Source organism: Streptomyces sp. NPDC001502 (assembly GCF_042894785.1).
In the GTDB taxonomy this organism is placed as follows: Bacteria; Actinomycetota; Actinomycetes; order Streptomycetales; family Streptomycetaceae; genus Streptomyces; species Streptomyces kutzneri.
The window spans coordinates 121526-148290 of the sequence record NZ_JBIAVW010000007.1 but is presented as its reverse complement, the minus strand read 5'-3'; the positions used below and the strand labels follow the sequence as shown (position 1 = coordinate 148290).

21 protein-coding genes and 1 riboswitch are annotated in these 26765 nt (G+C 72.8%); of the genes, 11 read left to right on the top strand and 10 right to left on the bottom strand.

Annotation, left to right across the window (positions count from 1 at the left end; all coding sequences use genetic code 11):
* Nucleotides 1–32 precede the first annotated feature (32 nt).
* Genes ACFY0D_RS14225 through ACFY0D_RS14195 form a run of 7 tightly spaced genes read left to right on the top strand, consistent with a single transcriptional unit; the run spans nt 33 to nt 7074 of the window.
* Nucleotides 33–767: a LysM peptidoglycan-binding domain-containing protein gene (locus ACFY0D_RS14225; RefSeq protein WP_383509427.1), complete on the top strand. Its 735-nt coding sequence runs from the start codon at nt 33–35 to the stop codon at nt 765–767.
* Entirely contained in the window at nt 764–2581 is a 1818-nt protein-coding gene (locus ACFY0D_RS14220; RefSeq protein WP_390798608.1) for a VgrG-related protein, read from the top strand. The genes ACFY0D_RS14225 and ACFY0D_RS14220 overlap by 4 nt, the downstream gene beginning before the upstream one ends.
* Before the next feature lie 57 nt (nt 2582–2638).
* The gene (locus tag ACFY0D_RS14215) at nt 2639–2956 is read left to right on the top strand and encodes a PAAR domain-containing protein (protein ID WP_390798607.1); all 318 of its coding nucleotides are present in this window, start codon (nt 2639–2641) and stop codon (nt 2954–2956) included.
* Nucleotides 2956–3378 (top strand): GPW/gp25 family protein, encoded by a 423-nt coding sequence (locus ACFY0D_RS14210; protein ID WP_030722541.1) that lies wholly within the window; start codon nt 2956–2958, stop codon nt 3376–3378. Before ACFY0D_RS14215 ends, ACFY0D_RS14210 begins: the two co-directional genes overlap by 1 nt.
* Nucleotides 3378–5345 carry a putative baseplate assembly protein gene (locus tag ACFY0D_RS14205; protein ID WP_390798606.1) on the top strand — a complete coding sequence of 656 codons (1968 nt, stop codon included), beginning with the start codon at nt 3378–3380 and terminating at the stop codon, nt 5343–5345. Before ACFY0D_RS14210 ends, ACFY0D_RS14205 begins: the two co-directional genes overlap by 1 nt.
* A complete protein-coding gene (locus ACFY0D_RS14200) occupies nt 5342–5914 on the top strand; it encodes a phage tail protein (protein WP_390798605.1) in 573 nt (190 codons plus the stop codon). Before ACFY0D_RS14205 ends, ACFY0D_RS14200 begins: the two co-directional genes overlap by 4 nt.
* Before the next feature lie 41 nt (nt 5915–5955).
* Nucleotides 5956–7074, top strand: a complete 1119-nt coding sequence (locus ACFY0D_RS14195; RefSeq protein WP_390798604.1) for an NADase-type glycan-binding domain-containing protein — start codon at nt 5956–5958, stop codon at nt 7072–7074.
* Between the two features lie 163 nt (nt 7075–7237).
* On the opposite strand, the gene ACFY0D_RS14190 is transcribed toward ACFY0D_RS14195, so the two are convergent.
* The 4 genes from ACFY0D_RS14190 to ACFY0D_RS14175 form a co-directional block, all read right to left on the bottom strand.
* Complete coding sequence (locus ACFY0D_RS14190) at nt 7238–7888, bottom strand: thymidine kinase (protein ID WP_390798603.1); 651 nt, start codon at nt 7886–7888, stop codon at nt 7238–7240.
* A 68-nt stretch (nt 7889–7956) separates the two neighbouring features.
* A complete protein-coding gene (locus ACFY0D_RS14185; protein ID WP_390798602.1) occupies nt 7957–9159 on the bottom strand; it encodes an alkaline phosphatase family protein in 1203 nt (400 codons plus the stop codon).
* Nucleotides 9159–9758: a DUF5998 family protein gene (locus ACFY0D_RS14180; RefSeq protein ID WP_069924106.1), complete on the bottom strand. Its 600-nt coding sequence runs from the start codon at nt 9756–9758 to the stop codon at nt 9159–9161. The genes ACFY0D_RS14185 and ACFY0D_RS14180 overlap by 1 nt, the downstream gene beginning before the upstream one ends.
* Nucleotides 9759–9808: 50 nt before the next feature.
* Complete coding sequence (locus ACFY0D_RS14175) at nt 9809–12598, bottom strand: GNAT family N-acetyltransferase (RefSeq protein ID WP_390798601.1); 2790 nt, start codon at nt 12596–12598, stop codon at nt 9809–9811.
* 183 nt (nt 12599–12781) lie between these two features.
* On the opposite strand from ACFY0D_RS14175, the gene ACFY0D_RS14170 reads away from it, so the two are divergent.
* Nucleotides 12782–13063, top strand: a complete 282-nt coding sequence (locus ACFY0D_RS14170) for an HPr family phosphocarrier protein (RefSeq protein WP_030012489.1) — start codon at nt 12782–12784, stop codon at nt 13061–13063.
* Nucleotides 13064–13367: 304 nt separating this feature from the next.
* Here the strand turns inward: ACFY0D_RS14170 and ACFY0D_RS14165 are convergent, their stop codons facing one another.
* The 4 genes from ACFY0D_RS14165 to ACFY0D_RS14150 all read right to left on the bottom strand — a co-directional run bounded on the left by ACFY0D_RS14165 (nt 13368) and on the right by ACFY0D_RS14150 (nt 18174).
* Nucleotides 13368–14045, bottom strand: coding sequence for a GntR family transcriptional regulator (locus tag ACFY0D_RS14165; protein WP_351156433.1), 678 nt, complete (start codon nt 14043–14045; stop codon nt 13368–13370).
* Nucleotides 14046–14231: 186 nt separating this feature from the next.
* Nucleotides 14232–15035, bottom strand: a complete 804-nt coding sequence (locus ACFY0D_RS14160) for a peptidoglycan DD-metalloendopeptidase family protein (protein WP_351156431.1) — start codon at nt 15033–15035, stop codon at nt 14232–14234.
* A 12-nt stretch (nt 15036–15047) separates the two neighbouring features.
* A riboswitch (cyclic di-AMP (ydaO/yuaA leader) is annotated at nt 15048–15207 on the bottom strand.
* Nucleotides 15208–15424: 217 nt separating this feature from the next.
* Complete coding sequence (locus tag ACFY0D_RS14155) at nt 15425–16792, bottom strand: M16 family metallopeptidase (protein WP_390798811.1); 1368 nt, start codon at nt 16790–16792, stop codon at nt 15425–15427.
* Between the two features lie 20 nt (nt 16793–16812).
* Nucleotides 16813–18174 (bottom strand): M16 family metallopeptidase, encoded by a 1362-nt coding sequence (locus ACFY0D_RS14150; protein ID WP_382540965.1) that lies wholly within the window; start codon nt 18172–18174, stop codon nt 16813–16815.
* A gap of 285 nt (nt 18175–18459) precedes the next feature.
* On the opposite strand from ACFY0D_RS14150, the gene ACFY0D_RS14145 reads away from it, so the two are divergent.
* Both ACFY0D_RS14145 and ACFY0D_RS14140 read left to right on the top strand, forming a co-directional pair.
* Nucleotides 18460–20916 (top strand): DNA topoisomerase (ATP-hydrolyzing) subunit A, encoded by a 2457-nt coding sequence (locus tag ACFY0D_RS14145; protein ID WP_390798600.1) that lies wholly within the window; start codon nt 18460–18462, stop codon nt 20914–20916.
* A 99-nt stretch (nt 20917–21015) separates the two neighbouring features.
* Nucleotides 21016–23094: a restriction endonuclease gene (locus tag ACFY0D_RS14140; RefSeq protein ID WP_390798599.1), complete on the top strand. Its 2079-nt coding sequence runs from the start codon at nt 21016–21018 to the stop codon at nt 23092–23094.
* A gap of 69 nt (nt 23095–23163) precedes the next feature.
* Here ACFY0D_RS14140 and ACFY0D_RS14135 read toward each other — a convergent pair whose 3' ends face one another.
* Both ACFY0D_RS14135 and ACFY0D_RS14130 read right to left on the bottom strand, forming a co-directional pair.
* Nucleotides 23164–24264 (bottom strand): CobW family GTP-binding protein, encoded by a 1101-nt coding sequence (locus tag ACFY0D_RS14135; protein ID WP_390798598.1) that lies wholly within the window; start codon nt 24262–24264, stop codon nt 23164–23166.
* A 24-nt stretch (nt 24265–24288) separates the two neighbouring features.
* Nucleotides 24289–25455, bottom strand: coding sequence for a citrate synthase (locus tag ACFY0D_RS14130; RefSeq protein ID WP_390798597.1), 1167 nt, complete (start codon nt 25453–25455; stop codon nt 24289–24291).
* Between the two features lie 65 nt (nt 25456–25520).
* On the opposite strand from ACFY0D_RS14130, the gene ACFY0D_RS14125 reads away from it, so the two are divergent.
* Nucleotides 25521–26756 (top strand): citrate/2-methylcitrate synthase, encoded by a 1236-nt coding sequence (locus ACFY0D_RS14125; protein ID WP_390798596.1) that lies wholly within the window; start codon nt 25521–25523, stop codon nt 26754–26756.
* Nucleotides 26757–26765 lie beyond the last annotated feature (9 nt).

Below are 26765 nucleotides of genomic sequence, written 5' to 3'. Positions count from 1 at the left end.
CGTCGACCCCGCTCCGGAAGGGAGCCCACGCCATGGCCTCATCGGCACGCGCCAGCCGCGCCAGGGCCCAGCTCACCCTCAAAGAGCCCCCCGCCTCGGTCGGGGCCAAGCCCGGCGGGACGATCGCGAAGCTCGACCTCCAGTTCAACCCCTCGACCCTGCAGCTGGGCAAGACCACCGAGTGGCGGCGGTCCCCGTCCCGGATGGCGGGGCAGTCGGCGCTGCCCGAGTTCGTGGGCAGCGGTCCGCGCACCCTGAGCCTGGACGTGTTCCTGGACGCCACCGCCACCCACGACAACTCGGTTGAGCAGGCGGTGGAGAAGCTGATGAAGGCGTGCGTACCGACCCCGGCCAGCCTCGGCCGCAAGAAGCCGGCGAGCCCCTGGGTGCGTTTCGAGTGGGGCAGCGCGCGGACGACGTCGTTCGACGGGGTCCTGTCGAACCTGTCGGTGTCGTACACGCTCTTCGACGTGGACGGCAAGCCGTTGCGGGCCACCTGCTCGCTGTCCATCGAGGAGGCGAGCGTCGACCCGGCCGGCCAGAACCCGACCTCCGGCGCACGCACCGCCCGCAGCACGCACATCGTGGTGGCGGGCGACAGTCTGGCGATGCTGGCCTGGCGCGAGTACGGCGACGCGACGGCCTGGCGGGCCATCGCGGAGGCCAACGGCATCGACGACCCCATGGCGCTCGCCCCCGGCACCGAGCTCGTGGTGCCGGCCCTGCAGGAACACCCGTACGGCGACGGCGAGGAGGAGCAACGGTGAGCCCGTCCGAATCCGGGGGCCGGTCGTTCGCGGCCGACCCGATCGTGGAGGCGCCCGGCGAACTGCCGCAGATCTGGGCGGCGCAACTGGTGAGCTGTGTGGTGGACGAGAACGTGGGCCTGCCGGACACCGCGGTACTCACCTACCGTGACCCCGACCACGAGTTCCTGCGCGCCACCGGCGTCACCATCGGCAGCCCGCTGCGGGTGTCGGTGATGACCGTGAAGGGGCAGGCGCGGGAGCGGCTGTTCAACGGCGAGGTCACGGCCCTGGAGATCGACCGGGACCGCACCGGCTCGTTCACCGTCGTACGCGCCTACTCCAAGGCGCACCGCCTCCAGCGCGGCCGCAAGGTCGTGGCATACCGGAACATGACGGCCGCCGCCATCGTCCGCAAGGTGGCCGCCGGCGCCGGACTGGCCGTCGGGAAGGTGGAGGCCGCGCCGGTGACGTACAAGCAGCTGTCCCAGGCGAACGTCTCCGACTGGGACTTCCTGCAGTTCCTCGCGGGCGAGAGCGGCGCGCAGGTGCGCGTCGACGACAAGGGGCTGCTCCAGTTCACCAAGCCCGTGAAGGCCTCCGGGGCACCCGCCCCGTCCACGTCGGCCACGCGCAACCCGATGGTCCTGGAGTACGGGCGGAACCTGCTGGCGCTGCGGGCCTCGCTGTCGGCCGCCGACGGCGCCTCCAAGGTGCAGGTGCGCGGCTGGGACGTGACCACCAAGCGGCCGCTGGTCGCCGAGCAGCCGTCCGTGGTCAGCGACACGGTGGTGCCGGGCCTCAGCCCTCAGTTCGCCGCACGGTTCGGAAAGTCTGCCGTGGCCGTCACCGACACCCCGTACCGTACGCAGGCCGAGACGACGGCGGTCGCGAAAGCGGCGGCGGCCCAGACCAGCGCCGGTTTCGGCGAGCTGGAGGCGGTGGCCGAGGGGAACCCGCTGCTGCGGGCGGGCAAGCCGGTGGCACTCGGCAACGTGGGGCAGGCGTTCTCCGGCCGGTACACGGCGACGGCCGTGCAGCACGTCCTGGAGCCGCACGGCGGGTACCGCACCACCGTGTGGGTCAGCGCCAGCCCGGACCGCTCCCTGACCGGCCTGGTGACCGGTGCCAACGCGCCGGGACGCGGCCCGCGCATCCCCGGTCTGGCGATCGGCGTGGTGACGGACGTACGCGAGCCGAACGGCTCCCAACGCGGCGCGGTACGCCTGAAGTTCCCCTGGCTCGACGACACCTACGTCACCGACTGGGTGCGCACCGTCCAGTGGGGCGGCAAGGGGGGCGGCGGTGTGGTGAGCCCCGAGGTCAACGACGAGGTGCTGGTCGGGTTCGAGCAGGGACTGCTCGACAGTCCCTACGTCATCGGCGGGCTCTACAACGGCGTGGACCAGCCCTCACCGCACGACGTACCGCTGATCGACAAGACCAGCGGCAAGGTCAACCGGCGCTCGGTGGTGTCGCGTTCGGGCCACCGCGTGGAGCTGCTGGACGCGGCGGCGCCGGGCCCCTCCGGGCTGCGGCTGGTGACCGGGGACGAGCGGCTGGAAGTACGGATGGACGACCGCCGGGACCGGATCGAGCTCACCGTGTACGCGGGGCGGAACCGTCCGCTGACCTCCGTCCTCCTGGACAAGAACGGCATCACGCTGGACGCCGGACAGGGCACCGTGAAGGTGTCCGGCCGTCAGGTGGACATCGACGGAACCGCCGGGGTCAGCATCGGCGGCCGGTCGGTGCGGGTGTCCGGAACCTCGGACGTCACCGTCAACGGCGGCCTGCTCGCCGTCCTCAAGGCCCGACTCATCAGGATCAACTAAGAGCTCCTCCATGTCACTTGCCCTTGCACCACGACCGCCTTCCCCGAGGAGCACCCGATGCCAGCCGCAGCCCGTACCGGCGACCCCACCAACCACGGTGGCCGGCTCGCCACGCCGCCGCCCGGCGCCGCCGCGGCGGTTGCGACGGTGCTGATCGGCGGCCTGCCCGCAGCCGTCATGGGCAGCCTTCACGTCTGCCCGATCCCGCCGCACGCGGCGCTGGGACCGGCCAACGTGATCGTGCCCAACCCGGCCGGGCTCGCCGCGGGCACGGTACTCATCGGCGGGCTGCCCGCCGCGCGGGCGCGCGACCAGACCACGTGCGGCGCAATGGTCCTGACCGGCGCCCCGAACGTCCTGATCGGGGGTGTGTGATGAGCGAGCGGTTCATCGGGCGCGGCTGGGCGTTCCCCCTGCGGGTCGGGCCGACCGGCGGGATCGCCATGGTCGAGCGGGAGCGGGAGCTGGAGGAGGCCATCCGGCTGGTGCTGGGCACCGCGCCCGGCGAACGGCCGATGCGGCCCGAGTTCGGCTGCGGCATCCACGAGTACGTCTTCGCCCCCGGCGACGGCGACACCGCCGGGCGGGTCGCCCAGCAGGTGCGCGAGGCACTGGAGCGGTGGGAGCCCAGGATCGCGGTGGACGAGGTCGTCGTGGCCTTCGACTCCGTGGAGGCGGGCACCCTCTACATCGATGTGCACTACACGGTGCGCACCACCAACGACCGGCGCAACCTGGTCTTCCCCTTCTACACGATCCCCTCCGAGGAGGGGGCCGAGGAAATGGTCGCGGACTGATGGCCCTGCCCTCCCCCAACCTGGACGACCGACGGTTCCAGCAACTCGTCGACGAGGCGAAGCGGTACGTGCAGCAGCGCGCCCCGGAGTGGACCGACCACAACGTCTCCGACCCGGGCGTCACCCTGATCGAGACGTTCGCCTACCTCGTGGACCAGCTGCTGTACCGGCTGAACCGGGTCCCGGACAAGAACTACCTGGCGTTCCTGGACCTGTTGGGCATCCAGCTGTACCCGCCGTCGGCCGCCGTCGCCGACATCGACTTCTGGCTGTCGGCTCCGCAGCCCGACACCGTGACGCTGCCCGCGGGCACCGAGGTGACGACCGCGGCCGGCGAGACCGAGGAGGCCGTGGTCTTCGCCACCGCCGACGATCTGCGGATCGTGCCGAGCGAGTTGACGCGGCTGGTCACCGCGCCCCGCACCGGTGAGCTGACCGACCGGACCGGTGCGCTCGCCGAGGGCCGCGACATACCGTGCTTCCAGGCGACTCCCGAGCCCGGCGACGCACTGCTGTTCGGCCTGCCGACCGCGGTGCCGCGCTGCGTGGTCGCGGTCCGCCTGGACAGCCGCGTCGAGGGCGTCGGTGTCGACCCGCGCCAGCCCCCGCTGGTGTGGGAGGCGTGGGACGGCGGCCGGTGGCAGCGCTGCGAGACCGACTCCGACAGCACCGGCGGTCTCAACCGGCCCGGTGAGGTCATCGTGTACGTACCGGCCGGGCACGCCGCGTCGCTGATCAGCGGGACCCGCGCGGGCTGGCTGCGCTGCCGGGTCACCGAGCCGGAGGCCGGCCAGCCGTTCTACTCGGAGTCCCCGACCGTGCGCGAGGCCGCCGTCTTCACCGTCGGCGGCACGATGACCGTGGAGCACGCCGAGCGGGTGACCGACGTACCGCTCGGCGCGTCGGAGGGGGTGGCGGGGCAGACCTTCCGGCTCGGCCGCCCGCCCGTGCTGCTCGACGGGGAGCCCCCGGTGGTGGAGGTGTCCTCCCCCGAGGGATGGCAGCGATGGGACGTGGTGGAGCACTTCGGCCGCTCGGGGCCCGACGACCGGCACGTCCGCGTGGACGCGAGCACCGGCGAGTTCACGTTCCCGCCGGTGCTGCGCGAGGCCGACGGCACCCTGCGCCCCTGCGGGGCCGTACCGCCCAAGGGCTCCCAGGTCCGCGTGGCCCGCTACCGCACCGGGGGCGGCCCGTCGGGCAACGTCTCCCGCGGCGCGATCTCCCTACTGCGCAGTTCCGTCCCGTACGTCGCCCGGGTCACCAACCGGGAGGCGGCGCGCGGCGGTGTCGCCGGAGAGACGATCGCCAACGCCAAGCTGCGGGCGCCGGAGACGCTGCGCATGCAGGAGCGCGCGGTGACCGCCGAGGACTACGAGATCATCGCCCGCCAGGCGGCGCCCTCGGTGCGCCGGGTCCGCTGTCTGCCCGCCACGGACGGCGGGGGTGGCGCGGGTGCGGTACGGGTCCTGGTGGTGCCGGACGCGGTGGCCGACGAAGGCGACCGGCTCCGCTTCGAGCAGTTGATCCCCTCCGACCAGGTGCTCACCACGATCACCAAGACCCTCGACGAACGGCGCCTGATCGGCACGCGCCTCGTCGTGGAGCCGCCCGTCTACCAGGGCGTCACCGTGGTCGCCCGGCTGTCGGCGCCTGCCGGGGACGCCGACCGGGTGCGCGAGGCGGCGCTCGCCGCGCTGTTCCGGCACCTCAACCCGTTGCACGGCGGGCCCGACGGCACCGGCTGGCCGTTCGGGCGGCCCGTGCAGTACGGCGAGGTGTTCGGCGTACTGCAACGCGCCATCGGGGACGTGCTGGTGGAGGAGATCCGGATGTTCGCCGCCGACCCGATCACGGGGCGGCGCGGCGCCCCGGTCGATCGGATCGACATCGGCGCGGCCACGCTGGTCTTCTCCTACCAGCACCAGGTGGTCGTGACGGCGCCGGAGACGGAGGTGCGCGGATGAGCCGGGCCGCCGTCCCCGGCCTGCCCAGCCGGCACCCGATCGGCGAGCAGCTGCCCGCGCTGTACGCCGACGACGACTTCGCCCAGCGGTTCACGGCGGGGCTGGACACGGTCCTGGCCCCGGTGTTCACGACCCTCGACAACCTGCCCTCCTACCTCGATCCCCGGCTGGCCCCGGCCGACTTCCTGTCCTGGCTGGCCTCCTGGGTCGGCGTCGACGACGAGTCGCGGTGGCCGATCGAGCTGCGGCGCGAGGCGGTGGCACGCGCGGTGGAACTGCACCGGTGGCGCGGCACGCGGCGCGGCCTGATCGAGGCCCTGCGCCTGGTGCTGGGCGTGTCCGCCGAGGTCAGCGGGGACGGCGGGGCCACCTGGTCCCGTACGGCCGGTGCCGAGCTGCCCCCTCCCCCGGCCGACGAGGTCCTGGTACGGGTGTGGCCGCACCGCGGGCGAGAGGCATACGAAGTGGACGCGGACCGGGTCCGCTCGCTCGTCCGCACCCTGTGCCCTGTGCACACGGTCTGTCGGGTGGAGGTCCTGTCCGGGCCGCCCGCAGGTGAAGGGAGGTGACGGCGTTGCGTGCGTGTCCCGTATGTGGGGCGTCCAACGGCGTGACGGACGACTTCTGCGGCAACTGCGGCGCCTACCTGGGCTGGTCGGAGGGCACCGCCCCCCGGGCCACGGCCCCGGAGCCGGTGGCCTCCCGGCCGCCCGCCGACGCGGAGTCCGACCCGCCCGGACCCTCAGGAGCAGATCCTTCCCCGCCGGAGCCCGCTGCCACGCGGACACCGCCGCCGGAGGCCCGTCCGGCCGGTGGGGAGGACCTGACCGCCCGCAGGACGCGCGATGCGGAGAGCACCCCGCAAGCAGCGCCCGCCGCCGCACCGCCTGCCTCCCCGGAGGCAGCCGCTCCGCAGGCAGCCGCTCCGCCGGTCGCCGCTCCGCCGGTCGCCTCGCCGCAGCCCGTCCGGCCCGCGAAGGCTGTCGCGCCGCGCCCGGTCGTGCGTCCCGCTGCGGGGAGCGACGACGTGGCCGGGGTGCCGTGCCCCGCCTGCGGCATGCCCAACCCGCCGGACCGCCGCTTCTGTCGCCGCTGCGCGGCGCCGCTGACGCCAGGCACCACACCGGCTCCCCTGCCGTGGTGGCGGACGATCTGGCCGTTTCGCCGCCGCACGCGGGCGGGCTCGGGCCGAATGGTGCGCTTCCTGGTGACCCTGACCGTGGTGCTGGCCCTGTGCGCGGCCGGCTTCCTGATGCTGCCGGCCGGACGCCACCTGCTCGAGGACGCCCGGGACAAGCTCGGCAAGGCCAAGGCGGTGACCCCGACCCGCGTCGAGGCGAGCGCCGAGCTGCCCGGGCACCCGGTGAGCCACGCCACGGACGGGCTCAGCAACCGCTACTGGGGCGCGCCCGGCCCCGGTGCCTCGGTGACGTACACCTTCGCCAAACCGTTCCGCCTGGTCGACGTGATCATCACCAACGGCGCCTCGTCATCACCGGAGGAGTACGCGAAACAGGGGCGGGCGCTCCAGATCGAGATGGAAGTGACGGCAGAGGACGGCCAGAAGGTCCGCAAGAAGCTCGCCCTGAGCGACAAGCCCGGCCCACAGACGTTCCCCACCGGCATCAGCGACGCCACGACGATCCGCCTGACCCTCGAAGCAACCGCCGGGTCGGCCCCGGACCGCCATGTCGCCCTGGCCGAGGTGGAGTTCTTCCAGCGGAGCTGACAGTCCGGCGGGTCACGCACGAGGCTGCCGTCCGGCCTCGACCCCGAGGGGTACGCCCGGCTGTTCGGCGCCACCAGCCTGGGCGCCTCCGAGGACCCGTCCTTCACCGCGGACGCTCCACCATCCCGCGAACGACCATGGAAATGGGCAAGGGGGAGAACGGTCAGGCGTGGTTGACCGGGAGGACGTCCGGGGAGAGGGCGCCGGCCTGGGCCGCGGCCGAGGTCATGCGGCGGCGGTGGTGGCGGCGGCAGAGGACCTCGTAACCGATCTCCTCCGCCGGACGGTTCACGTCGCCGACCACCACCTGGGCGCCCTCGACCACCATCTCCCCGCCCACCGTACGGGCGTTGTGCGTGGCGCGGGCCCCGCACCAGCACAGGGCCTCCACCTGGAGCTGCTCCAGGCGGTCCGCCAGCTCGATCAGGCGCTGCGAGCCGGGGAAGAGTTTGGTGCGGAAGTCCGTGGTGATACCGAAGGCGAAGACGTCCAGGCCGAGGTCGTCCACGATGCGCGCGAGCTGGTCGATCTGCTCGGGGGCGAGGAACTGGGCCTCGTCCACGATCACGTAGTCCGCCCTGCCGCCCTTCGACAGCTGGGCGACCAGATACGCGTACAGATCCATGCCCTCCGGCGCCTCGACCGCCTCCGTCACCAGACCCAGCCGCGACGACAGCTTGCCCTCGCCCGCCCGGTCGTCACGAGTGAAGATCACGCCCTGGAGTCCCCGCGCGTCGCGGTTGTGCGCGATCTGGAGCGCCAGGGTGCTCTTTCCGCAGTCCATCGTTCCGGAGAAGAACACCAGCTCGGGCATGGGAAGTACGAGACCTTTCGGGTCGTGGGCAGGTGGTGGGCGGCGGGTCGGGCGGTGTGTGGCGAGGGTCAGGTGCGGATTTCGAGGAGCGGGACGAGCTGCTCCGCCGCGGTCATGGAGCCGTGCATCCCGGCCAGCGCGGATTCGTTCGGCTCGTTGCGCGAGGCAGTGATCGCGACATCGGCCTGGGCGGCCGCCACCACGTCGCCGATGCGTCCGAGCACGCGCTCGTCGCACTCCCCCGGCGCGCCGAACCAGCCCAGTTCCAGAGCCTCTTCGCGGCTCGCGACCCAGAACCGGTCGCCGAGCACCTCGCGCCACACGGTCAGGACGTCGGCCTCCGCGCCCGGCACGGCGTACACGTGCCGGGCCCGGCCCTCGCCGCCCAGCAGGGCGACGCCGGCGCCGAGCTCCCAGTCCTCGTCGAAGTCGATCCGGGAGTCCTCGTCGAAGGGGACGTCGACCATGCCGTGGTCCGCGGTCACGTACAGGGCGGTGCGCGGCGGCAGCTGCTCGGCGAGCCGCTGGACGAGCCGGTCCACGTACATCAGCTGGCCGCGCCATGCGTCGGAGTCCACGCCGTGCCGGTGGCCGGCCCCGTCGAGCTCGCTGTAGTACGTGTAGACGAGCGAGCGGTCACCGGCGGCGAGACGCTCGGCCGCCAGGTCCATCCGCTCCTCGCCGGTCATCCGGCCGAGGAAGGTACCGCCGCTCAGCGCGATCTTGGTGAGCGGGGTGGTCTGGAAGGCGGGCGAGGACACCTGGGCGGTCGCCACCCCGGCCTTGTCGGCCTGCTGGAAGACGGTCGGGTACGGCTGCCACGGCTTCGGCGAGGTCCACGGGTACCAGCGGAGCTGGTTCATGAGTTCGCCGGTGGCGGGGTTGCGCACGGCGTAGCCGGGCAGGCCGTGGCGGGCCGGCGGCAGGCCGGTGCCCACGGAGGCCAGCGAGGTGGCGGTGGTCGCCGGGAAGCCCGCGGTGATCGGGCGGCCGGTGCCGCCGCGCGAGCTGCCGAGCAGGGAGGTGAGGTACGGGGCCTCGTCCGGGTGGGCCTTGATCTGCTCCCAGCCCATGCCGTCGACCAGGAACACGCAGTTCCGGTCGGCCGGGGTCAGCTCGGTGATGGCGGCCGTGAAACCCGGGACGCCCTGGCCTGCCACGAGCGTGGGCAGCAGGTCGGCGAGCGACCCGGCGCCGTACTCCGGGACGGGGGCGCCGGCCAGGTCCAGCAGCTCCGGCTCGGGCCACTCCTGTGCCGCGGAGTACGCCATCAGCGGGCGGAGGGGGAAGACGTCGCCGCTGTCGCCTCGCTGAGGGCCTGCGCGAATACCAGGGTCTGGCGCACTGCCTCCGGCCCGTCGCCGGCCTCGCTGACCCGCAGGCTGAGGTCGTCGGCGGTGGAGTTGCCGGTGTAGCCGTGGTCGGAGTCGCAGTTCGGGTCGCCGCAGGCGGCCGGCTCCAGGTCGATCCGGGAGACCGCGCCCCAGCCGATGGTCAGGACGACCTCGCGGGGCAGGGTGCCGGGGGTGTAGGACTCGGGGTTGGCGACGACACGGCTGAGCACCACGGAGGAGATGCTGGACAGCTTGACCGACTCGGTGGACGTGGTCGCGTACGGGGACGGGGACCCCGCGTCGGCGGCCTGCTCGTCGGTGTGGCTGACGATGAAGCGGTTGCCGGTCAGGACCAGCACGGTGACGTGGCGGCGCACCTCGTTGGAGTCGAAGGTCGTCTCCTGGTGGACCAGGTACGACGAAATCGGCTCGCCGCCCACCGCGGCCTCCACGGCCTCGGCCACGAGGGCCGGGTAGTAGCCGCTGCGCTCGATCGCCGTGCGCAGCCCCTGGGTCGTCGTACCGGATTTCGCCATGAGGTCCATCCTAAGGCCCGTACGGGGCCCTCAGGCCGCGCCGTACCCGGTCAGTAACTGGGGAGGGTCCGCGGGCCGAGATCACCGCGGGCCGGCGGGTGCGCGACGCGGACGGTGGCGCTGAGCACGGAGACGCCTTCGGCGGCGACCACGACGGGTTCCAGTGAGACGCCGATCACCTCGGGGTGGTCGTCCACGAGGCGGGACAGCCGCAGGAGCAGTTCCTCCAGGGCGGGGGTGTCCACGGGGTCGCTGCCGCGCCAGCCGAACAGCAGGGGCGCGGTCCGGATGGACCGGATCAGTCCGGCGGCGTCCCGGTCGGTGGCCGGGACGAGCCGGTGCGCGGTGTCGCCGAGCAGCTCGGAGGCGACGCCGGCGAGCCCGAAGGAGAGGACGGCGCCCGCCGCGGGGTCGATGACGGAGCGGACGACGGTGTCGACCCCGCGCGCCACCATGGCCTGCACCACGGGCTGGAGCTCGGCCGGCTTGCCCAGGGCGTCGGCGAGCTCCTCGTACGAGCGTCTGAGCTCGGCCTCGTTCGTGAGGTCGAGGCGTACGCCGCCCAGGTCCGCGCGGTGGCGCAGGTGCGGCGCGGTGGTCTTGAGCGCCACCGGGTAGCCCAACACCCCGGCGGCGCGGACCGCCGCGTCGGCGCTCGGAGCGGGCAGGGTGGGCAGCACGCGGATCCCGTAGCCCGCGAGCAGCTCGCGGGCGTCCCAGTCGGTGAGGGTCAGCACGGCGTCGGGGTCGACGTCCGCCAGCAGCCCGGCCAGCCGGTCCGCGGTCCCGGCCTCGTCGATGTCCTCGTACTCGGGGACCCGACCGTCGTCGTCGGCGGTGGCCCGGCGCCACTGCCCGTACCGGACGGCTTCGGCGACGGCCTTCACCGCGCGTTCGGCGGCGGGGTAGCTGGGGATGCTGTCGCCGGCGGCGGCCGGCGGCCCGGCCGGTCCCAGGTGCTCCGGGTCCGCTGCGGGGCCCCAGCTCCGGGCCGGGGCGGAGTGCGGGACCCCGCGCACGGCGGACAGAGCCTCGACGAGCTGGCCGAGCTCGACGTGCACCACCGCGACCGGCTTGCCCGGGTACTCGGCCACGGCTTCGCGCAGGGCGCCGGCCAGGTCGTCCGCGGGATCGTCCTCACTCACCCACGGGATGGCCGTGACCACCACCGCGTCGCAGTCCTCGGAGCGGAGCGCGTCGGTCAGGGCGGCGCGGAAGTCCGCCGGCGCGGCCGCCGTCGTCAGGTCCAGCGGCGGCAGCGGCCGCAGGCCCTGGGTGAGGCAGGCGTCGTAGGTGAGGATCCCGAGGGATTCGGAGTTGCCGAGGATCGCGATCCGGGGCCCGGCGGGCAGCGGCTGCGCCGCCAGCAGGAGGCCGACGTCCACCAGCTCGGTGACCGTGTCGACGCGGATGACGCCGGCCTGGCGCAGCAGGGCAGAGACGGTGGCCTCCGGCAGCCGGGTGTCGGGGACGACGTGCCCGGCCGGGCTGTGCCGGCCGCCCTTGGCGACGACCACCGGTTTGACGGCCGCCGTCCGGCGGGCGAGCCGGGTGAACTTCCGCGGGTTGCCGAGGGTTTCGAGGTAGAGCAGGGCGACGTCGGTGGCCTCGTCGTCGTACCAGTACTGGAGGATGTCGTTCCCGGACACGTCGGCGCGGTTGCCCGCGGAGACGAAGGAGGACAGGCCCTCGCCGCGCCGGAGCAGGGCCGAGAGCAGGGCGATCCCGATCGCCCCGGACTGCGTGAACAGGCCGATCCGACCGCGGGTGGGCATCGGCGCGGGGGTCAGGGAGGCATTGAGTTCCACCTCCGGCGCGGTGTTGATCACCCCGTAGGCGTTCGGCCCGATCAGCCGCATCCCGTACGAGCGCACCTGCCGCACCAGTTCGCGCTGGCGGGCGAGTCCGGCCTGGCCGCTCTCCCCGTATCCGGCGGACAGGACGACGAGCCCCTGTACCCCGTGCTCGCCGCAGGCGGCCACCGCGTCGGGGACCCGGTCGGCCGGGACCGCGATCACCGCGAGGTCGACCGGGGCGCCGATGGCCTCGACGGTGCGGTAGGCCCGCACGCCGTCGAGGAGGTCGCGGGTGACGGCCTCGTTGACGGCGTAGAGGTGGCCGTGGAAGCCGCTGTCGCGCAGGTTGCGCAGTGCGGCCGCGCCCACGCCCGCACCGGAGCGGCTGACTCCGACGACGGCCACCGAGCCGGGGGCCAGCAGCCGCTGCACCGAGTGGGCCTCGGCGCGCTGTTCGCGGGCGCGCTGCACGGCGAGGGCCTCGGCGGTGGGTTCGAGGTCGAGGGTGAGGTGGACGGAGCCGTCCTCGAAGCTGCGCTTCTGCTGGTAGCCGGCGTCCGTGAAGACTTTGATCATCTTGGTGTTGGCGGGCAGCACCTCGGCGGCGAACCGCCGGATGCCGCGCTCGCGGGCCACCGCGCCGATGTGTTCGAGGAGGGTGGAGGCGACCCCGCGGCCCTGGTGGGCGTCCTGGACGAGGAAGGCGACCTCGGCCTCGTCGGCGGGTCCGGAGGCGGGCCGGCCGTCGGCGCCGATGCGGTCGTAGCGGACGGTGCCGATGAACTCCCCGCCGATGGTCGCGGCGAGCCCGACCCGGTCCACGTAGTCGTGGTGCGTGAAGCGGTGCACGTCGCGGTCGGAGAGCCGGGGGTAGGGGGCGAAGAACCGGTAGTACTTCGACTCGTCCGAGACCTGCTCGTAGAAGCTGACGAGCCGGCCCGCGTCCTCGGTGGTGATGGGCCTGATCCGGGCGGTGCCGCCGTCGCGCAGGACGACATCGGCTTCCCAGTGGGCCGGGTACGAGGGGTCCGACTCGATGGTCATGGGCCTACCTTACGGCCGGATCAGGCCGTGGAGCGCTCGCGCGGCGCCGAGGCAGTACAGGACAAATCAGTGCAAGCTGGGGAAGGTCGAACGGCGGAAAATTCAGGCCGGAGGAAGGTCCGAGCATTCCGGACGTCGTGAGAGACTGGTCTAGACAACCGTAAGAACCTGAAGGGCATCACCATGGCAGAGCGCCGCGTCAACGTCGGGTGGGCCGAGGGCCTGCACGCTCGTCCCGCCTCGATCTTCGTCCGTGCGACGACCGCTTCCGGCGTCCCGGTGACCATCGCGAAGTCCGGCGGCGACCCCGTCAACGCCGCCTCCATGCTGGCGGTCCTGGGCCTGGGCGCCCAGGGCGGCGAGGAGATCGTCCTCGCCTCCGAGGCCGAGGGTGCGGACGCCGCGCTCGACCGCCTCGCGAAGCTGGTCGCCGAGGGTCTCGAGGAGCTCCCCGAGACCGTCTGACCCTTCGGGTTCGACTTCACGCGCGAAGCCGCGGCCCCCGATCCGGGGGCCGCGGCTTCGTCGTTCGCGTACGGGGCCCTGCCGCGCGTCGGGCCCGCCCGATGCGCTCGCACCGCGGAACCGCAGCCCCCGCGGATGGAGGGCTCCGAAGAAATCCCGGTCGGCAGGGAAAAGGCCCGCCGGAATCCGGCGCACGCGGAATTCGGATCCGCGGGAATTACGCAGGGCAAATCGGCCCGACACGAAAAGGGCCGGCCACCGGACAGCGAATTCACGCGGTCCCACCCTTTGTATACGGCTCCTGTTAATGCCGGCCGCTCGACATGTTTACGGCAGGTTGCGAAGTGCTCACCGCCGGGCGGAGCCGCAGCCGGTGCGCCCCCGCCGCCCGGTCGGCGTGGATCGCGGTCAGCGCCCGCGCCCGTTCGGCGTCGCCGCGCGCCACCGCGTCCACGATCGCCCCGTGCTCCGCCCAGGAATCCACGGGCCGGGCCGGCGCCTCGACCACGTACATCCACGCGATCTTGTGCCGCATCTGCGTGAGCAGCGCGATCAGCCCGGGACTGCCGGAGGACTGTGCGAGCGTCTCGTGGAACCAGCCGCCCAGGGACCGCAGGTCCTCGCCCTGGCCCCGCCTGGCCCGCTCCTGCCCCAGCCTGACCAGCCCGCGCAGCACCTTGAGGTGCGCGTCGGTGCGCCGCCGGGCGGCTCTGGCGGCAGCCAGCGGCTCCAGGAGCATCCGCAGCTCCAGCAGGTCCGCGGCCTCCTGCTCGGTCGGCTCGGCCACGCAGGCGCCCGCGTGGCGCCGCGTGGTCACGAACCCCTCGGACTCCAGGGTCCGCAGGGCCTCGCGCACCGGGACGCGCGAGACCCCGTACCGGCGGGCCAGCACCTCCTCGGTCAGCCGGCCGCCCGGCTCGAACACCCCGGAGACGATGTCGTCGCGGATTGCTGTGCATACCGCGTGCGCAGGAATACGCAAGACCGAACCTCCGCCTATTTCCGACTGCCAGCCTCATTGCACGCACATGCGTGCGCTGCGACTCTATTGCAACACACGATAATTTCCGAGAGCGGCCAGAAATACGAAACATTTGCACAAAGACGCAACACAAAGACCCCGGCTCGGGGAGCCGGGGTCTTCGGTGAAGCGGTGCGCGAGGCGGGGTCAGAGGCTGACGCCGTGCGAGCGCAGGTACGCGATCGGGTCGATGTCCGAGCCGTACTGCGAGCCCGTGCGGGCCTCGAAGTGCAGGTGCGGGCCGCTGGAGTTGCCGGTGGAGCCCGACAGGCCGATCTGCTGGCCCGGGGTGACCTGCTGGCCGACGGAGACGTTCAGCGAGGTCATGTGCCCGTACTGGGTGTAGGTGCCGTCGTTGTGCTTGATGACGACGTTGTTGCCGTACGCGCCGCCCCAGCCGGCCTCGACGACGGTACCGACGCCCACCGCGTGGACCGAGGTACCGGAGGCGGCGTGGAAGTCGATGCCCGTGTGGCTGCCGGAGGACCACATGCCGCCGCCCGCGTGGTACTGCGTGCTGACGTACGAGCCGTCCACCGGGGCGACGAAGGTGTTGAGGCGCTTGCGCTCCTCCTCGCGGGCGGCGCGCTCGGCGGCCTCGCGCTCGACCTTCGCCTTGGCCTCGGCGAGGCGCTTGGCCTCCGCGGCCCGCTGCTTCGCGTCGGCCTCGGCCTGCGCCTTGACGGCGTCCTGCTCGGCGCCGCGGTGCTGGGACTCGGCCTGGTCGGCGATGTCGCCCGCGAGGTCCTCGGCGACGACCACGGCGCCCAGGCCGCTGTCCTGGCCGATGTTGCTGCTGTGGTTGTCCGCGGCGAAGGCCGGGGCGGCGAGGGAGCCGACCACACCCGTGGTGGCGATCGCGGCGATACCGGCGTAGCCGGCGGTCTTCTTGCTCAGACGGCTGGAGCCACGGTGCTTACCGGTACCAGCGGGACGACTGCCAAACGCCATGAAGGGTTTGATCCTTTCCTTCCTTCTCGCCTACCGGGTTAGCTGACGGGTTCGGAGCAGGAAGGTCTCCTACGGATCTCCTCTTGCGAGGGGGTCCGATTCACCCCAGGGACTCATGTGGGTCCCCGGCTCCCCAGGCTCGCGCCTGACGGGGACTCGGCGATCGCTGCCCGGTGCCGCGGGTGCGGCGGGCACAACTGACGGACAGCACGGCCGACGCTAGGCGGATCATCAGTCAATCGCCAAACAGACACGGCTTTTTGTTGCGTACGCCACACCACATACAAGCAACCTCACCACTAAACGGACAAAAGGGGTTCTGGTGACCAAGTCACCAGAACCCCTTGCCGAAACCTTCAGCCGGCCCTCAATGAGCCGTCATCCGCCGGTCAGTTGGAGACGACCGTGACCTCGCCGATCCCAAGAGCCCGCACGGGCTCCTCGATCAGCGCCGCATCACCCACCAGGACGGTGACCAGCCGGTCCGCGGGGAAGGCCTTGACGACCGCCGTGGTCGCCTCCACCGTGCCCGTTTCGGCGAGCTGGGCGTACAACTGCGCCTGGTAGTCGTCCGGCAGCTCCTGCTCGACCTGGTCGGCGAGGGTGCCCGCGACCGAGGCCGCCGTCTCGAACTTCAGCGGGGCCACGCCCACCAGGTTCTGCACGGCGACATCGCGTTCGGCGTCGGTCAGACCGCCCTCCGCGAGGGTGCGCAGCACCTTCCAGAGGTCCTCCAGCGCCGGTCCGGTGTTCGGGGTGTCCACCGAGCCGCTGATGGCGAGCATCGAGGCGCCCTTGCCGTCCGCGGTGGAGCGCAGCACCTGGCCGAAGGCGCGCACGCCGTAGGTGTACCCCTTCTCCTCGCGCAGCACCTTGTCCAGGCGCGAGGTGAGGGTGCCGCCCAGGCAGTACGTGCCCAGCACCTGGGCCGCCCACACCCGGTCGTGGCGGTCCGCCCCGATCCGGCCGATCAGCAGCTGCGTCTGGACCGCGCCGGGCCGGTCCACGATGACCACACGGCCGGTGTCGTCGGCGGTCACCGGCGGCACCGGGCGGGCGGCGGCGGTGTTGCCCGTCCAGGTGCCCAGGGTGTCCGCGAGCACGGCGTCCAGGTCGATGCCGGTCAGGTCGCCGACGACCACCGCGGTGGCGGTGGCGGGGCGTACGTGGGCCTCGTAGAAGGCGCGTACGGCGGCGGAGTCGATCCGGGCGACCGTCTCCTCGCTGCCCTGGCGCGGGCGGGACATCCGCAGGGTGGCCGGGAAGAGCTCCTTGGAGAGCTGCTTGGCGGCGCGGCGCTGCGGGTTGGCCAGCTCGTGCGGGATCTCGTCGAGCCGGTTGCGCACCAGCCGGTCGACCTCGGCATCGGCGAAGGCGGGGGCGCGCAGCGCCTCGGCGAGCAGGCCCAGCGCCTTGGGCAGCCGGGAGGCCGGGACCTCCAGCGAGACGCGCAGGCCCGGGTGGTCGGCGTGCGCGTCCAGGGTGGCGCCGCAGCGCTCCAGCTCGGCCGCGAACTCCTCGGCGGAGTGCTTGTCGGTGCCCTCGGAGAAGGCCCGCGCCATGATGGTCGCCACGCCGTCCAGGCCCTCGGGCTCGGCGTCGAGCGGGGCGGCGAGGTTGACCTCGACCGCGACGACCTGCTGGCCCGGCCGGTGGCAGCGCAGCAGGGTCAGCCCGTTGGACAGCTGCCCGCGGTCGGGGGCCGGGAAGGCCCACGGCTGCGGCTCGCCGGCCTGCGGGCGCTGGTGGAAGGTCATCGTGACGGCTGCCGTCTCGCTCACTGCTCCGCCCCCTCGTTCTCGTCGGAGTCGTCGGACTCGTCGTGCTGGTCGGACTCGTCGGCCGCGAGCGGCTCGTAGACGAGCACCGCGCGGTTGTCCGGGCGCAGTCGGGCCGCGGCCACGGCCTGCACCTCCTCGGCGGTGACGTCGAGGACGCGCTGGACGGCGGTCAGCGCCAGCTGCGGGTCGCCGAACAGCACCGCGAAGCGGCACAGTTCGTCGGCGCGGCCGGCCACCGTGCTCAGCCGGTCCAGCCACTCGCGCTCCAGCTGCGCCTGGGCGCGCTCCATCTCCTCGGCCGTCGGGCCCTCGGCGGCGAACCGCGCGAGCTCCTCGTCCACGGCCGCCTCGATGGCGGGGATCTCGACCCCGCTGGAGGTCTTGACGTCCAGCCAGCCCAGGGAGGGCGCCCCGGCCAGGCGCAGCATGCCGAAGCCGGCCGCGACGGCGCTCTGGTCGCGGCGTACCAGCCGGTTGTGCAGCAGCGAGGACTCGCCGCCGCCCAGGATGGTCAGCGCCACGTCGGCGGCGTCGCACTCGCGGGTGCCGTCGTGCGGCAGCCGGTAGGCGGCCATCAGCGCACGCGCCGGGACCTCCTCGACGATCTCCTCGCGCAGCTGCTCCCCGATGATGTCGGGCAGCGAGCCGTCGCGGGGCGGCTGCTTGCCGTCGTGCGCGGGGATGGTGCCGAAGTACTTCTCGACCCAGGCGAGCGTCTGCTCGGGGTCGATGTCGCCGACGACCGAGAGCACCGCGTTGTTGGGCGCGTAGTACGTACGGAAGAAGGTGCGCGCGTCCTCCAGGGAGGCGGCGTCCAGGTCGGCCATGGAGCCGATCGGGGTGTGGTGGTACGGGTGGCCCTCGGGGTAGGCCAGGGCGGTGAGCCGCTCGAAGGCCGTACCGTACGGAACGTTGTCGTACCGCTGGCGGCGCTCGTTCTTGACGACGTCGCGCTGGTTCTCCATGGACTCGTCGTCCAGGGCGGCCAGCAGGGACCCCATCCGGTCCGCTTCCAGCCAGAGCGCGAGCTCCAGCTGGTGGGTCGGCATCGTCTCGAAGTAGTTGGTGCGCTCGAAGCTGGTGGTGCCGTTGAGGGAACCGCCGGCGCCCTGGACCAGTTCGAAGTGCCCGTTGCCGGGAACGCTCGCCGACCCCTGGAACATCAGGTGCTCGAAGAGGTGAGCCAGGCCGGTGCGTCCCTTGACTTCGTGGCGCGAGCCTACGTCGTACCAGAGGCAGACCGCGGCGACCGGGGTCAGGTGGTCCTCGGAGAGCACCACGCGCAGGCCGTTGGCCAGCCGGTGCTCGGTCGCTGTCAGGCCGCCGGAGCCGGCCTGGGCTGTGGCCGTGTGACCCATGGGCATGTGGTCCCTTCGATCGCGATGCAGAGATTTCTTATCGACCTGCCACTGTATGCAAGCGCGCCGACCGCCGGATAAGTTCCCGGGTCACTCCCCCGCACTCCGTCCGGGGGACCCCCGGGGTCGGAGTCGGCGTTGTCGGTGCGCCGGGCCACAATGGTCCGCGTCGTACCCTCGCCGGACACCACAAGACCGCCAGACCCAGCCAGACCCAGCAAGACCCAGCAAGACACCCCGCCCGACACCCAGCACACCCCATTTTGGTTAAGGAGCCGCGCAGCGATGGCCCGCCGCAGCACGAAGACCCCGCCGCCGGAGGATTTCGAGGAGAAGATCCTCGACATCGACGTCGTCGACGAAATGCAGGGCTCCTTCCTCGAGTACGCGTACTCGGTGATCTACTCCCGCGCCCTGCCCGACGCCCGGGACGGCATGAAGCCGGTGCACCGGCGCATCGTGTACCAGATGAACGAGATGGGCCTGCGCCCCGACCGCGGCTACGTGAAGTGCGCCCGTGTCGTCGGCGAGGTCATGGGCAAGCTCCACCCCCACGGTGACGCGTCGATCTACGACGCCCTCGTGCGCATGGCCCAGCCCTTCTCCATGCGGCTGCCGCTGGTCGACGGCCACGGCAACTTCGGCTCGCTCGGCAACGACGACCCGCCGGCCGCGATGCGTTACACCGAGTGCAAGATGGCCGACGCCACGTCGCTGATGACGGAGTCGATCGACGAGGACACCGTCGACTTCACCGCCAACTACGACGGCCAGGAGCGGGAGCCGGTAGCCCTGCCCGCCGCGTACCCGAACCTGCTGGTCAACGGCGCGTCCGGGATCGCGGTCGGCATGGCCACCAACATGCCCCCGCACAACCTCGGCGAGGTCATCGCCGCCGCCCGCCACCTGATCCGGTACCCCCAGGCGGACCTGGAGGCGCTGATGCGCTTCGTGCCGGGTCCCGACCTGCCCACGGGCGGCCGGATCGTCGGGCTCTCGGGCATCAAGGACGCCTACGAGAACGGCCGCGGCACCTTCAAGATCCGCGCGACGGTGGCCGTGGAGGACGTGACGGCGCGCCGCAAGGGCCTGGTCGTCACCGAACTGCCCTTCACGGTCGGCCCCGAGAAGGTCATCGCGAAGATCAAGGACCTGGTCGGCTCGAAGAAGCTCCAGGGCATCGCCGACGTCAAGGACCTCACCGACCGCTCGCACGGCCTGCGCCTGGTCATCGAGATCAAGAACGGCTTCCACCCGGAGGCCGTGCTGGAGCAGCTCTACAAGCTGACGCCGATGGAGGAGTCCTTCGGCATCAACAACGTGGCGCTGGTGGACGGGCAGCCCCTGACGCTGGGCCTCAAGGAGCTGCTGGAGGTCTATCTCGACCACCGCTTCGAGGTCGTCCGGCGGCGCAGCGAGTTCCGCCGCACCAAGCGCCGCGACCGGCTGCACCTGGTCGAGGGCCTGCTGGTGGCGCTCCTCGACATCGACGAGGTCATCCGGCTCATCCGGGACAGCGACAACTCCGCGCAGGCCAAGTCCCGGCTGATCGAGCGGTTCTCGCTGAGCGAGATCCAGACCCAGTACATCCTGGACACCCCGCTGCGCCGGCTCACCCGCTTCGACCGGATCGAGCTGGAGTCCGAGCGCGACCGGCTGACGGGCGAGATCGACGAGCTGACCGGGATCCTGGAGTCGGACAGCGAGCTGCGCAAGCTGGTCTCCTCGGAACTGGCGGCGGTCGCGAAGAAGTTCGGCACCGAGCGCCGTACGGTGCTGCTGGAGTCCGCGGGCACCGCGGTGGCGGCCGTGCCGCTGGAGGTCGCGGACGACCCGTGCCGGGTGCTGCTGTCCTCGACGGGCCTGCTCGCGCGTACGGCGAACGGCGAGGCGCTGCCGGAGGAGGAGGGCGGCGCCCGCGCCAAGCACGACCTGATCGTCTCGCAGGTCGCGGCGACCGCCCGGGCCGATGTCGGCGCGGTCACCTCGTACGGGCGGCTGCTGCGGCTGTCGGTGATCGACCTGCCGCAGCTGCCGGACACGCACGCCGCGCCGAACCTGGCGGGCGGCGCACCGGTCTCGGAGTTCCTCTCCGGGCTGGAGGCGGACGAGAAGGTGATCTGCCTGACCTCGCTGGACGAGTCCTCGCAGGGCCTCGCGCTGGGCACCGAGCAGGGCGTGGTCAAGCGCGTCGTGCCGGACTACCCGGCGAACAAGGACGAGCTGGAGGTCATCACCCTCAAGGAGGGCGACCGGATCGTCGGCGCGGTCGAGCTGCGCACGGGTGAGGAGGACCTGGTCTTCATCACCGACGACGCCCAGCTGCTGCGCTACCCGGCGGGCCAGGTCCGCCCGCAGGGCCGCCCCGCGGGCGGTATGGCGGGCATCAAGCTCGCCGACAACGCCAAGGTGATCCACTTCTCGGCCGTGGACCCGGCGCGGGACGCCGTGGTCTTCACCGTGGCGGGCTCGCACGGCACCCTGGACGACTCGGTGACCTCCGGGAAGCTGACCCCGTTCGACCAGTACCCGCGCAAGGGCCGGGCCACGGGTGGCGTGCGCTGCCAGCGGTTCCTGAAGGGCGAGGACGTACTGGTCCTGGCCTGGGCGGGCGGTTCCCCCGTCCGCGCGGCGGCGGCGAACGGCACTCCGGCCGAGCTGCCGGCCGTGGACCCGCGCCGGGACGGCTCGGGGGCGGCACTGCCGTCGGCGGTCGCGGCGCTGGCGGGAGCCGCGCTGTAGGTCGCGGGAAGGCATTCGGGTGGTACGACCGGGGGGACGTACCACCCGAATGCCGACTAGTGTTTTCCCCGTGGACGCGGTGGGGGGAGAACGCAGCTGATGAGCCGTCGAGCGGGCAGCGGACTGATCGGGAACTGGGCGGAGGCCCAGCGCCGGCAGCAACAGACGCAGCTGGTCCAGCAGCGCGAGGCCGAGCGCCGGCAGCGCGCCCACGAACGGGACGCGAACCGGAGCCACCGGCAGTACCGCGAGGCCGAGGCCCTGCGGCGTACCGCGCAGCTCGACGCCGAGGTCGAAGCCCTCAAGGGCCTGTTGGCCGCGGGCTGCCGGGCACCGGCGTTCCGGATATCCGCCCTGGCCCGGCCCGACCGGCTGCAGCCCTTCGACCCCGGTGCCCTGGCGCACCCGGTGCCGATGCCCCGCATCGAGGATTTCCAGCGGCAGAGCAGCGGCTGGACGCTCGGCTCGAACCACCGGGCGCAGGCGGAGCGGGAGGCGCACGCCCGCTACACCCAGGCCTGGCAGGCCGCGAACGCCGCGGAGGCGCAGCGCCGGCAGCAACTGGCCTCGTACCGGCAGCAGTACGACCGGTGGGCGGCGGAGCAGCTCGCCGGGATGCGGGCGCACAACGGCGGACTCACCGAGCTGGCCGACGCACTGCGCGCGGGTGACGCCGAGGCGGCGGTGGAGTACTTCTCGGCCGCTCTCTACGCCTCGACGGGCTGGCCCGAGGCGCTGCCGAGGCAGGTGACGGCAGCGTACGACCCGGCCGCGCGCCAACTGGTGCTGGACTGGGAGCTGCCCGGCTACGCCGTCGTACCGGAGGCACGGGCGGTGCAGTACCTGCCGAGCACGGATCAGGACAAGGTGAAGCCCCGCCCGGTCACGGAACGACGGGCGCTGTACCGGGACCTGCTGGCCCAGTGCGTGCTGCTGGTGGTGCGCGAGCTGTACGCGGCGGACGAGTTCGGCGTACTGGATTCGGTCGTGGTCAACGGCTTCGTGGACTGCCACGATCCGGTGACGGGCCAGGAGGCGCGGTTCGTGCTCGCCACGGTGCCGGCGGCGCGCGACGCCTTCGCCGGGCTGCGGCTGGAGCAGGTCAGCGCGGTGGACTGTCTGGTTTCGGGGCTGGGCGGCCTGCTGTCGGCGCGGCCCGACCAGCTGACGGCGGTACGCCCCGGCCGCCGGCCCGACGAGGTCGGCGGAGGTGTCGTCAGCCACGGCGGGCACGCGGGCGACGCGGACGACGACGAGCCGGATCTCTTCGTGATGGACCCGATCGCCTTCGAGAACCTGGTCGCCGAGCTGTTCCGGGCGATGGGCATGGAGGCGGTGACCACGCAGCGGTCGGGCGACGGCGGGGTGGACGTGGAGGCGGTGGACCCGGCGCCGATCCGGGGCGGGCGGATCGTGGTGCAGGTCAAGCGTTACCGGAACACGGTGCCGCCGACGGCCGTGCGTGATCTGTACGGCACGGTCCAGGACAAGGGGGCGAACAAGGGGGTGCTGGTCACCACCGCGTCCTTCGGACCGGGGTCGTACACCTTTGCCAACGGCAAGCCGCTGGAGTTGGTTCCCGGGGCGGACCTGGTCGAGCTGCTCCACCAGTACGGACTGCGTGGCCGGCTCGGCGGCGGCAGCGCCGCGGCGCCCGCGCGGCGGGCGCCCGAGCCGGAGCCGGCTCCCCCGGCCGACCACAACGTGCTCGGCATGTCCTGGTCGGGTTCGGTCGCCCTCGACGTGTGCGCGCTCGTCTGCACGGGCAACCGGGTGCTGAGCGAGGAGCACTTCGTCTTCTTCAACAACCCGCGGACCCCGGACGGTTCGGTACGGGCCCGCGAACACGCGGCGCCCGACAAGGCGGCGCTGGAGGTCTCCTTCGACGCCCTGCCGTCGCAGGCCGACCGGCTGGTCCTCGTGGCCGCGATCGACCCGGAGGTCGATCCCCACGCCGACCTGGCCGGGTTCACCGATGCCCACATCCGGCTGCTGTCCGCGGGCGGCGAGGAACTGGGCCGACTGGACGTCTCCGACGGGCGTGCCGGCGAGACCGCCCTGGTCCTCGGCTCGTTCCGGCACCGCTCCAACGGTGACTGGGACTTCGTGATCGGCGGCAAGGGCTACCGCGGCGGCCTGGAGGACCTGCTGGGCGAGTTCGGGGTCGAGGTCGCCTAGGCCGTCTCTTCCGGATCTTGCCGGATGGGGCGGCCTAGTGCTGTGAGCGGAGTGAGGGTGGTGACACCCTCAGGTCTCGTCCGGGCCGGTCCCGGGGACCTCGTGCCCGGGCTCCGCGGGCCGGGCGACGTACCGCAGTACGCCCCACATGCTCTCGGGGGGCGCCTCGTGCGGGGCCGGTTCGCGGCAGGCCTCCAGCTCGCGCAGCAGACCCGGCCCGTCGGTGCCGGAGCCGATCAGGACGAGCCGGCTCACGCGCGCTTCGCCCCGCCCCCAGGGTCCCGGGGCGAAGCGGAGGAAGCGGCCGACCGCGTGGATCTCGTAGCGCTCCTCGTGCCCGGGTACGCCGAAGTGGACGAAGCCCTTGATCCGGTAGAGCCCGGCCGGACGCCGGTCGAGGAAGTCGATGAACCGGCGCGGGGACAGGGCCTGTTCGGAGGTGAACTCCGTGCTCTCGTACGCGGCGTGCGTGTGACCGCAGCGGTCGTGGCCGTGGTCGTGGCCGTGGCCGTCGGCCTCCGCGAGCAGGTCCTCGAAGGAGAGCTGCCCGCGGGTCTCGGTCCAGGGCCGCCGGTCGAAGAGCAGTTCCGGATCGATCCGCCCGTGGTCGGTGGCCATGACCGGGGTGCCCGGGGCGCAGAGCACGGCGAGCTCCTGCTCGATCCGGGCCTGCTCGGCCGCGTCCACCCGGTCGGTCTTGTTGAGTACCACCAGGTCCGCGACGGCGAGGTGGCGGTCGGTCTCCGGGTGTCTGGTCCGGGTGGCGTCGAATTCGGCGGCGTCCACGACCTCCACCATGCCGCCGTACCGGATGGCCGGGTTCTCGCTGGCCATGAGCATCCGGATCATCTCCTGGGGCTCGGCCAGTCCGCTCGCCTCGATGACGATCACGTCGATCCGGTGGGCGGGGGCGGAGAGCTTCTCCAGGTACGCGTCGAGTTCGCTGCCGTCGACGGCGCAGCACAGGCAGCCGCCGCCGAGGGAGACCATGGAGTCCCCGACCTGTCCTGCCACCGACATCGCGTCGATCTCGATCGATCCGAAGTCGTTGACGACGACCCCGATGCGGGTGCCCCCGCGACTGGCGAGGAGGTGGTTCAGCACGGTGGTCTTGCCGGATCCGAGGAAACCGGCGAGGACGACGACGGGGATGGGCTGCCTGCTGTTCACCCGGTCGATCGTAGCGAGGCTCCGTCAGCGCAGGGACGGCACCGGGTGGGGCGGGGTGGGGCCGGTGTACCGGGCGGCCGGACGGATGATCTTCGAGTCGGTGGCCTGTTCGAGGATGTTCGCGCTCCAGCCGACCACGCGGGCCGCGCAGAAGGTCGGTGTGAACATCTCGCGCGGGAGCCCGCAGAGCTCCATGACCACGCCCGCGTAGAACTCCACGTTGGTGTGCAGTTCCCGGCCGGGCTTCAGTTCGGCGAGGATCTCCTCGACCTGGCGCTCGACCTCGACGGCGAAGTCCACGAGGGGACCGCCGAACTGGAGGGCGATCTCGCGCAACATGCGGGAACGGGGGTCCTCGGTGCGGTAGACGGGGTGGCCGAAGCCCATGATCCGGTCGCCCGCCAGGACCCGTTCGCGGATCCACGGCCCGATGCGGTCCACGGTACCGATGGCGTCGAGGGTGTCCAGGGCCCGGCTGGGGGCGCCGCCGTGCAGGGGGCCGGAGAGCGCGCCGATCGCCCCGGTCAGGCAGGCGGCGACATCGGCTCCGGTGGAGGCGATCACCCGGGCGGTGAACGTCGAGGCGTTGAAGCCGTGGTCGACGGTGGACATCAGGTACCGCTCGACCGCGCGGGCCCGGACCGGGTCGGGTTCCCGGCCGGTCAGCATGTAGAGGTAGTTGGCGGCGTACGGGAGGTCCTCGCGCGGCTCCACCGGCTCCAGGCCCTGCCCGAGCCGGTGCAGGGCGGTCAGCAGGGTCGGTACGGCGGCGCAGGCGGCCAGCGCGTCGGCGGCCCGGCGGCCGGGGTCGAGGTCGTAGACCGGGCGGAAGCCGGCGCAGGCGCCGAGCAGCGAGAGCGCGGTGCGCAGCCCGGCCAGGGGGCCGGAGAGCCGGGTGGCCCGGGCCAGGGCCGACAGGGCGTCCCGCACCTCCTCGGGCAGTCGGCGCAGGGGCGCGATCTCGGCCGCGAAGGCGGCGCGCTCGGCGGCGTCGGCCGGGAGCGCGCCCCGGAACATCAGGTGCCACACGTCCTCGAAGCTGCGGGTGGCGGCGAGCTCGACGGCCGAGTACTGGCGGTAGTGGTAGAAGCCTTCCCGGCCCCGGACGTCGCCCAGCCCGGTTTCGGTGACCACGACTCCCGCGAGGCCGCGGGGTACTTCCAAGGTGGTGTTCATGGATCGACCATCCATGATGGATTCAATCGCTGTCAATATTGATTGAATCAATATATCCGTCCATCTGTAGGGTGTTCGTCATGAGCGACCAGACGGACAGCGGGCGCAGGCTCAGCACGCAGGAGGCGGCCCGCGCACTCGGGGTGAAACCGGCGACCGTGTACGCGTACGTCAGCCGGGGCCAGCTCACCAGCCGCCGCGATCCAGCCGGGCGGGGCAGCAGCTTCGACGCCGCCGAGGTGGAGGCGCTGGCCCGGCGGAGCCGGCGCGAGGCGGCGGCCCCCACCGGGGAACTCTCCGTCCGGACGGCGCTCACCCTCATCGAGCCCGACCGGTACTTCTTCCGCGGCGTGGACGCCGTGGAGCTGGCCTCCCGGTACCGCTACGAGGAGGTCGCCGAGTGGCTCTGGACGGGCACCCTCACGCCGGGGGCCCGGTTCACCGCGCCCCCGCAGGCCCTGGAGGCGGCCCGGCGGGCGGTGGCCGCGCTGCCGGAACACGGCGGCCCCATCGACCGGTTGCGGGTGGCGGTCGCCGCCGCGGCGGTGGCGGATCCGCTGCGCTTCGACCTGTCCGAGGAGGCGGTCCTCGGCTCCGCGCGCGCCCTGATCCCCACGCTGGTCGGCGCGCTGCCCGCGGCGGGCCCGGCCCAGTGGCCCGGGGACGGCCGGATCGCCCGGCAGTTGTGGTCGCGGCTGACCGCCCGGGAGCCGGACCCGGACGCGCTGGCCGTGCTGGACCTCGCGCTGGCCCTGCTGGTCGACCACGACCTGGCCGCCTCGACCCTGGCCGTACGGGTGGCCGCCTCCGCGCGCGCCCATCCGTACGCGGCGGTGTCCGCCGGGCTCGGGGCCCTGGAGGGCCCGCTGCACGGCGCGGCCGGACGGCTCGCGCACCGGATGCTGGTGGAGGTGCTGGAACAGGGCGGGGCCGCGCCGGTGGTGGCGGAATACCTGAGGGCGGGACGCCGGGTCCCCGGGCTCGGCCACCGGCTGTACCGGGGCGAGGACCCTCGCGCGCGGGCGCTCTTCGCCCGGCTGGAAGGGCTGGAGCAGGCGGGTCCGGCGCTGGGTGCGGCGCGCGAGGTGGCTGCGGTGATGGCCCGGCAGGGCGGGCTGCACGCCAACGTGGACCTGGCGCTGGCCGTGCTGACGGTGTCGTGCGGGATGCCGCCGGAGGCCGGGGAGACGGTCTTCGCGGTGGCCCGTACGGCGGGCTGGATGGCGCACGCCTTGGAGGAGTACCAGGAGCGGCCGCTGCGGATGCGGCCCAGCGGTCAGTACCACGGCCCCCGCCCGCCCCAGCCGATGCCGTGACGGGCCGGG

Coding starts and splice junctions, on each gene's coding strand:
- ACFY0D_RS14130 (WP_390798597.1), bottom strand. CDS start 25,455: ATGGATGGTCGATCCATGAACACCACCTTGGAAGTACCCCGCGGCCTC.
- ACFY0D_RS14210 (WP_030722541.1), top strand. CDS start 2,956: ATGAGCGAGCGGTTCATCGGGCGCGGCTGGGCGTTCCCCCTGCGGGTC.
- ACFY0D_RS14180 (WP_069924106.1), bottom strand. CDS start 9,758: ATGGCGAAATCCGGTACGACGACCCAGGGGCTGCGCACGGCGATCGAG.
- ACFY0D_RS14170 (WP_030012489.1), top strand. CDS start 12,782: ATGGCAGAGCGCCGCGTCAACGTCGGGTGGGCCGAGGGCCTGCACGCT.
- ACFY0D_RS14125 (WP_390798596.1), top strand. CDS start 25,521: ATGAGCGACCAGACGGACAGCGGGCGCAGGCTCAGCACGCAGGAGGCG.
- ACFY0D_RS14205 (WP_390798606.1), top strand. CDS start 3,378: ATGGCCCTGCCCTCCCCCAACCTGGACGACCGACGGTTCCAGCAACTC.
- ACFY0D_RS14150 (WP_382540965.1), bottom strand. CDS start 18,174: ATGGGTCACACGGCCACAGCCCAGGCCGGCTCCGGCGGCCTGACAGCG.
- ACFY0D_RS14160 (WP_351156431.1), bottom strand. CDS start 15,035: ATGGCGTTTGGCAGTCGTCCCGCTGGTACCGGTAAGCACCGTGGCTCC.
- ACFY0D_RS14200 (WP_390798605.1), top strand. CDS start 5,342: ATGAGCCGGGCCGCCGTCCCCGGCCTGCCCAGCCGGCACCCGATCGGC.
- ACFY0D_RS14190 (WP_390798603.1), bottom strand. CDS start 7,888: ATGCCCGAGCTGGTGTTCTTCTCCGGAACGATGGACTGCGGAAAGAGC.
- ACFY0D_RS14185 (WP_390798602.1), bottom strand. CDS start 9,159: ATGGCGTACTCCGCGGCACAGGAGTGGCCCGAGCCGGAGCTGCTGGAC.
- ACFY0D_RS14155 (WP_390798811.1), bottom strand. CDS start 16,792: ATGACCTTCCACCAGCGCCCGCAGGCCGGCGAGCCGCAGCCGTGGGCC.
- ACFY0D_RS14145 (WP_390798600.1), top strand. CDS start 18,460: ATGGCCCGCCGCAGCACGAAGACCCCGCCGCCGGAGGATTTCGAGGAG.
- ACFY0D_RS14140 (WP_390798599.1), top strand. CDS start 21,016: ATGAGCCGTCGAGCGGGCAGCGGACTGATCGGGAACTGGGCGGAGGCC.
- ACFY0D_RS14175 (WP_390798601.1), bottom strand. CDS start 12,598: ATGACCATCGAGTCGGACCCCTCGTACCCGGCCCACTGGGAAGCCGAT.
- ACFY0D_RS14225 (WP_383509427.1), top strand. CDS start 33: ATGGCCTCATCGGCACGCGCCAGCCGCGCCAGGGCCCAGCTCACCCTC.
- ACFY0D_RS14215 (WP_390798607.1), top strand. CDS start 2,639: ATGCCAGCCGCAGCCCGTACCGGCGACCCCACCAACCACGGTGGCCGG.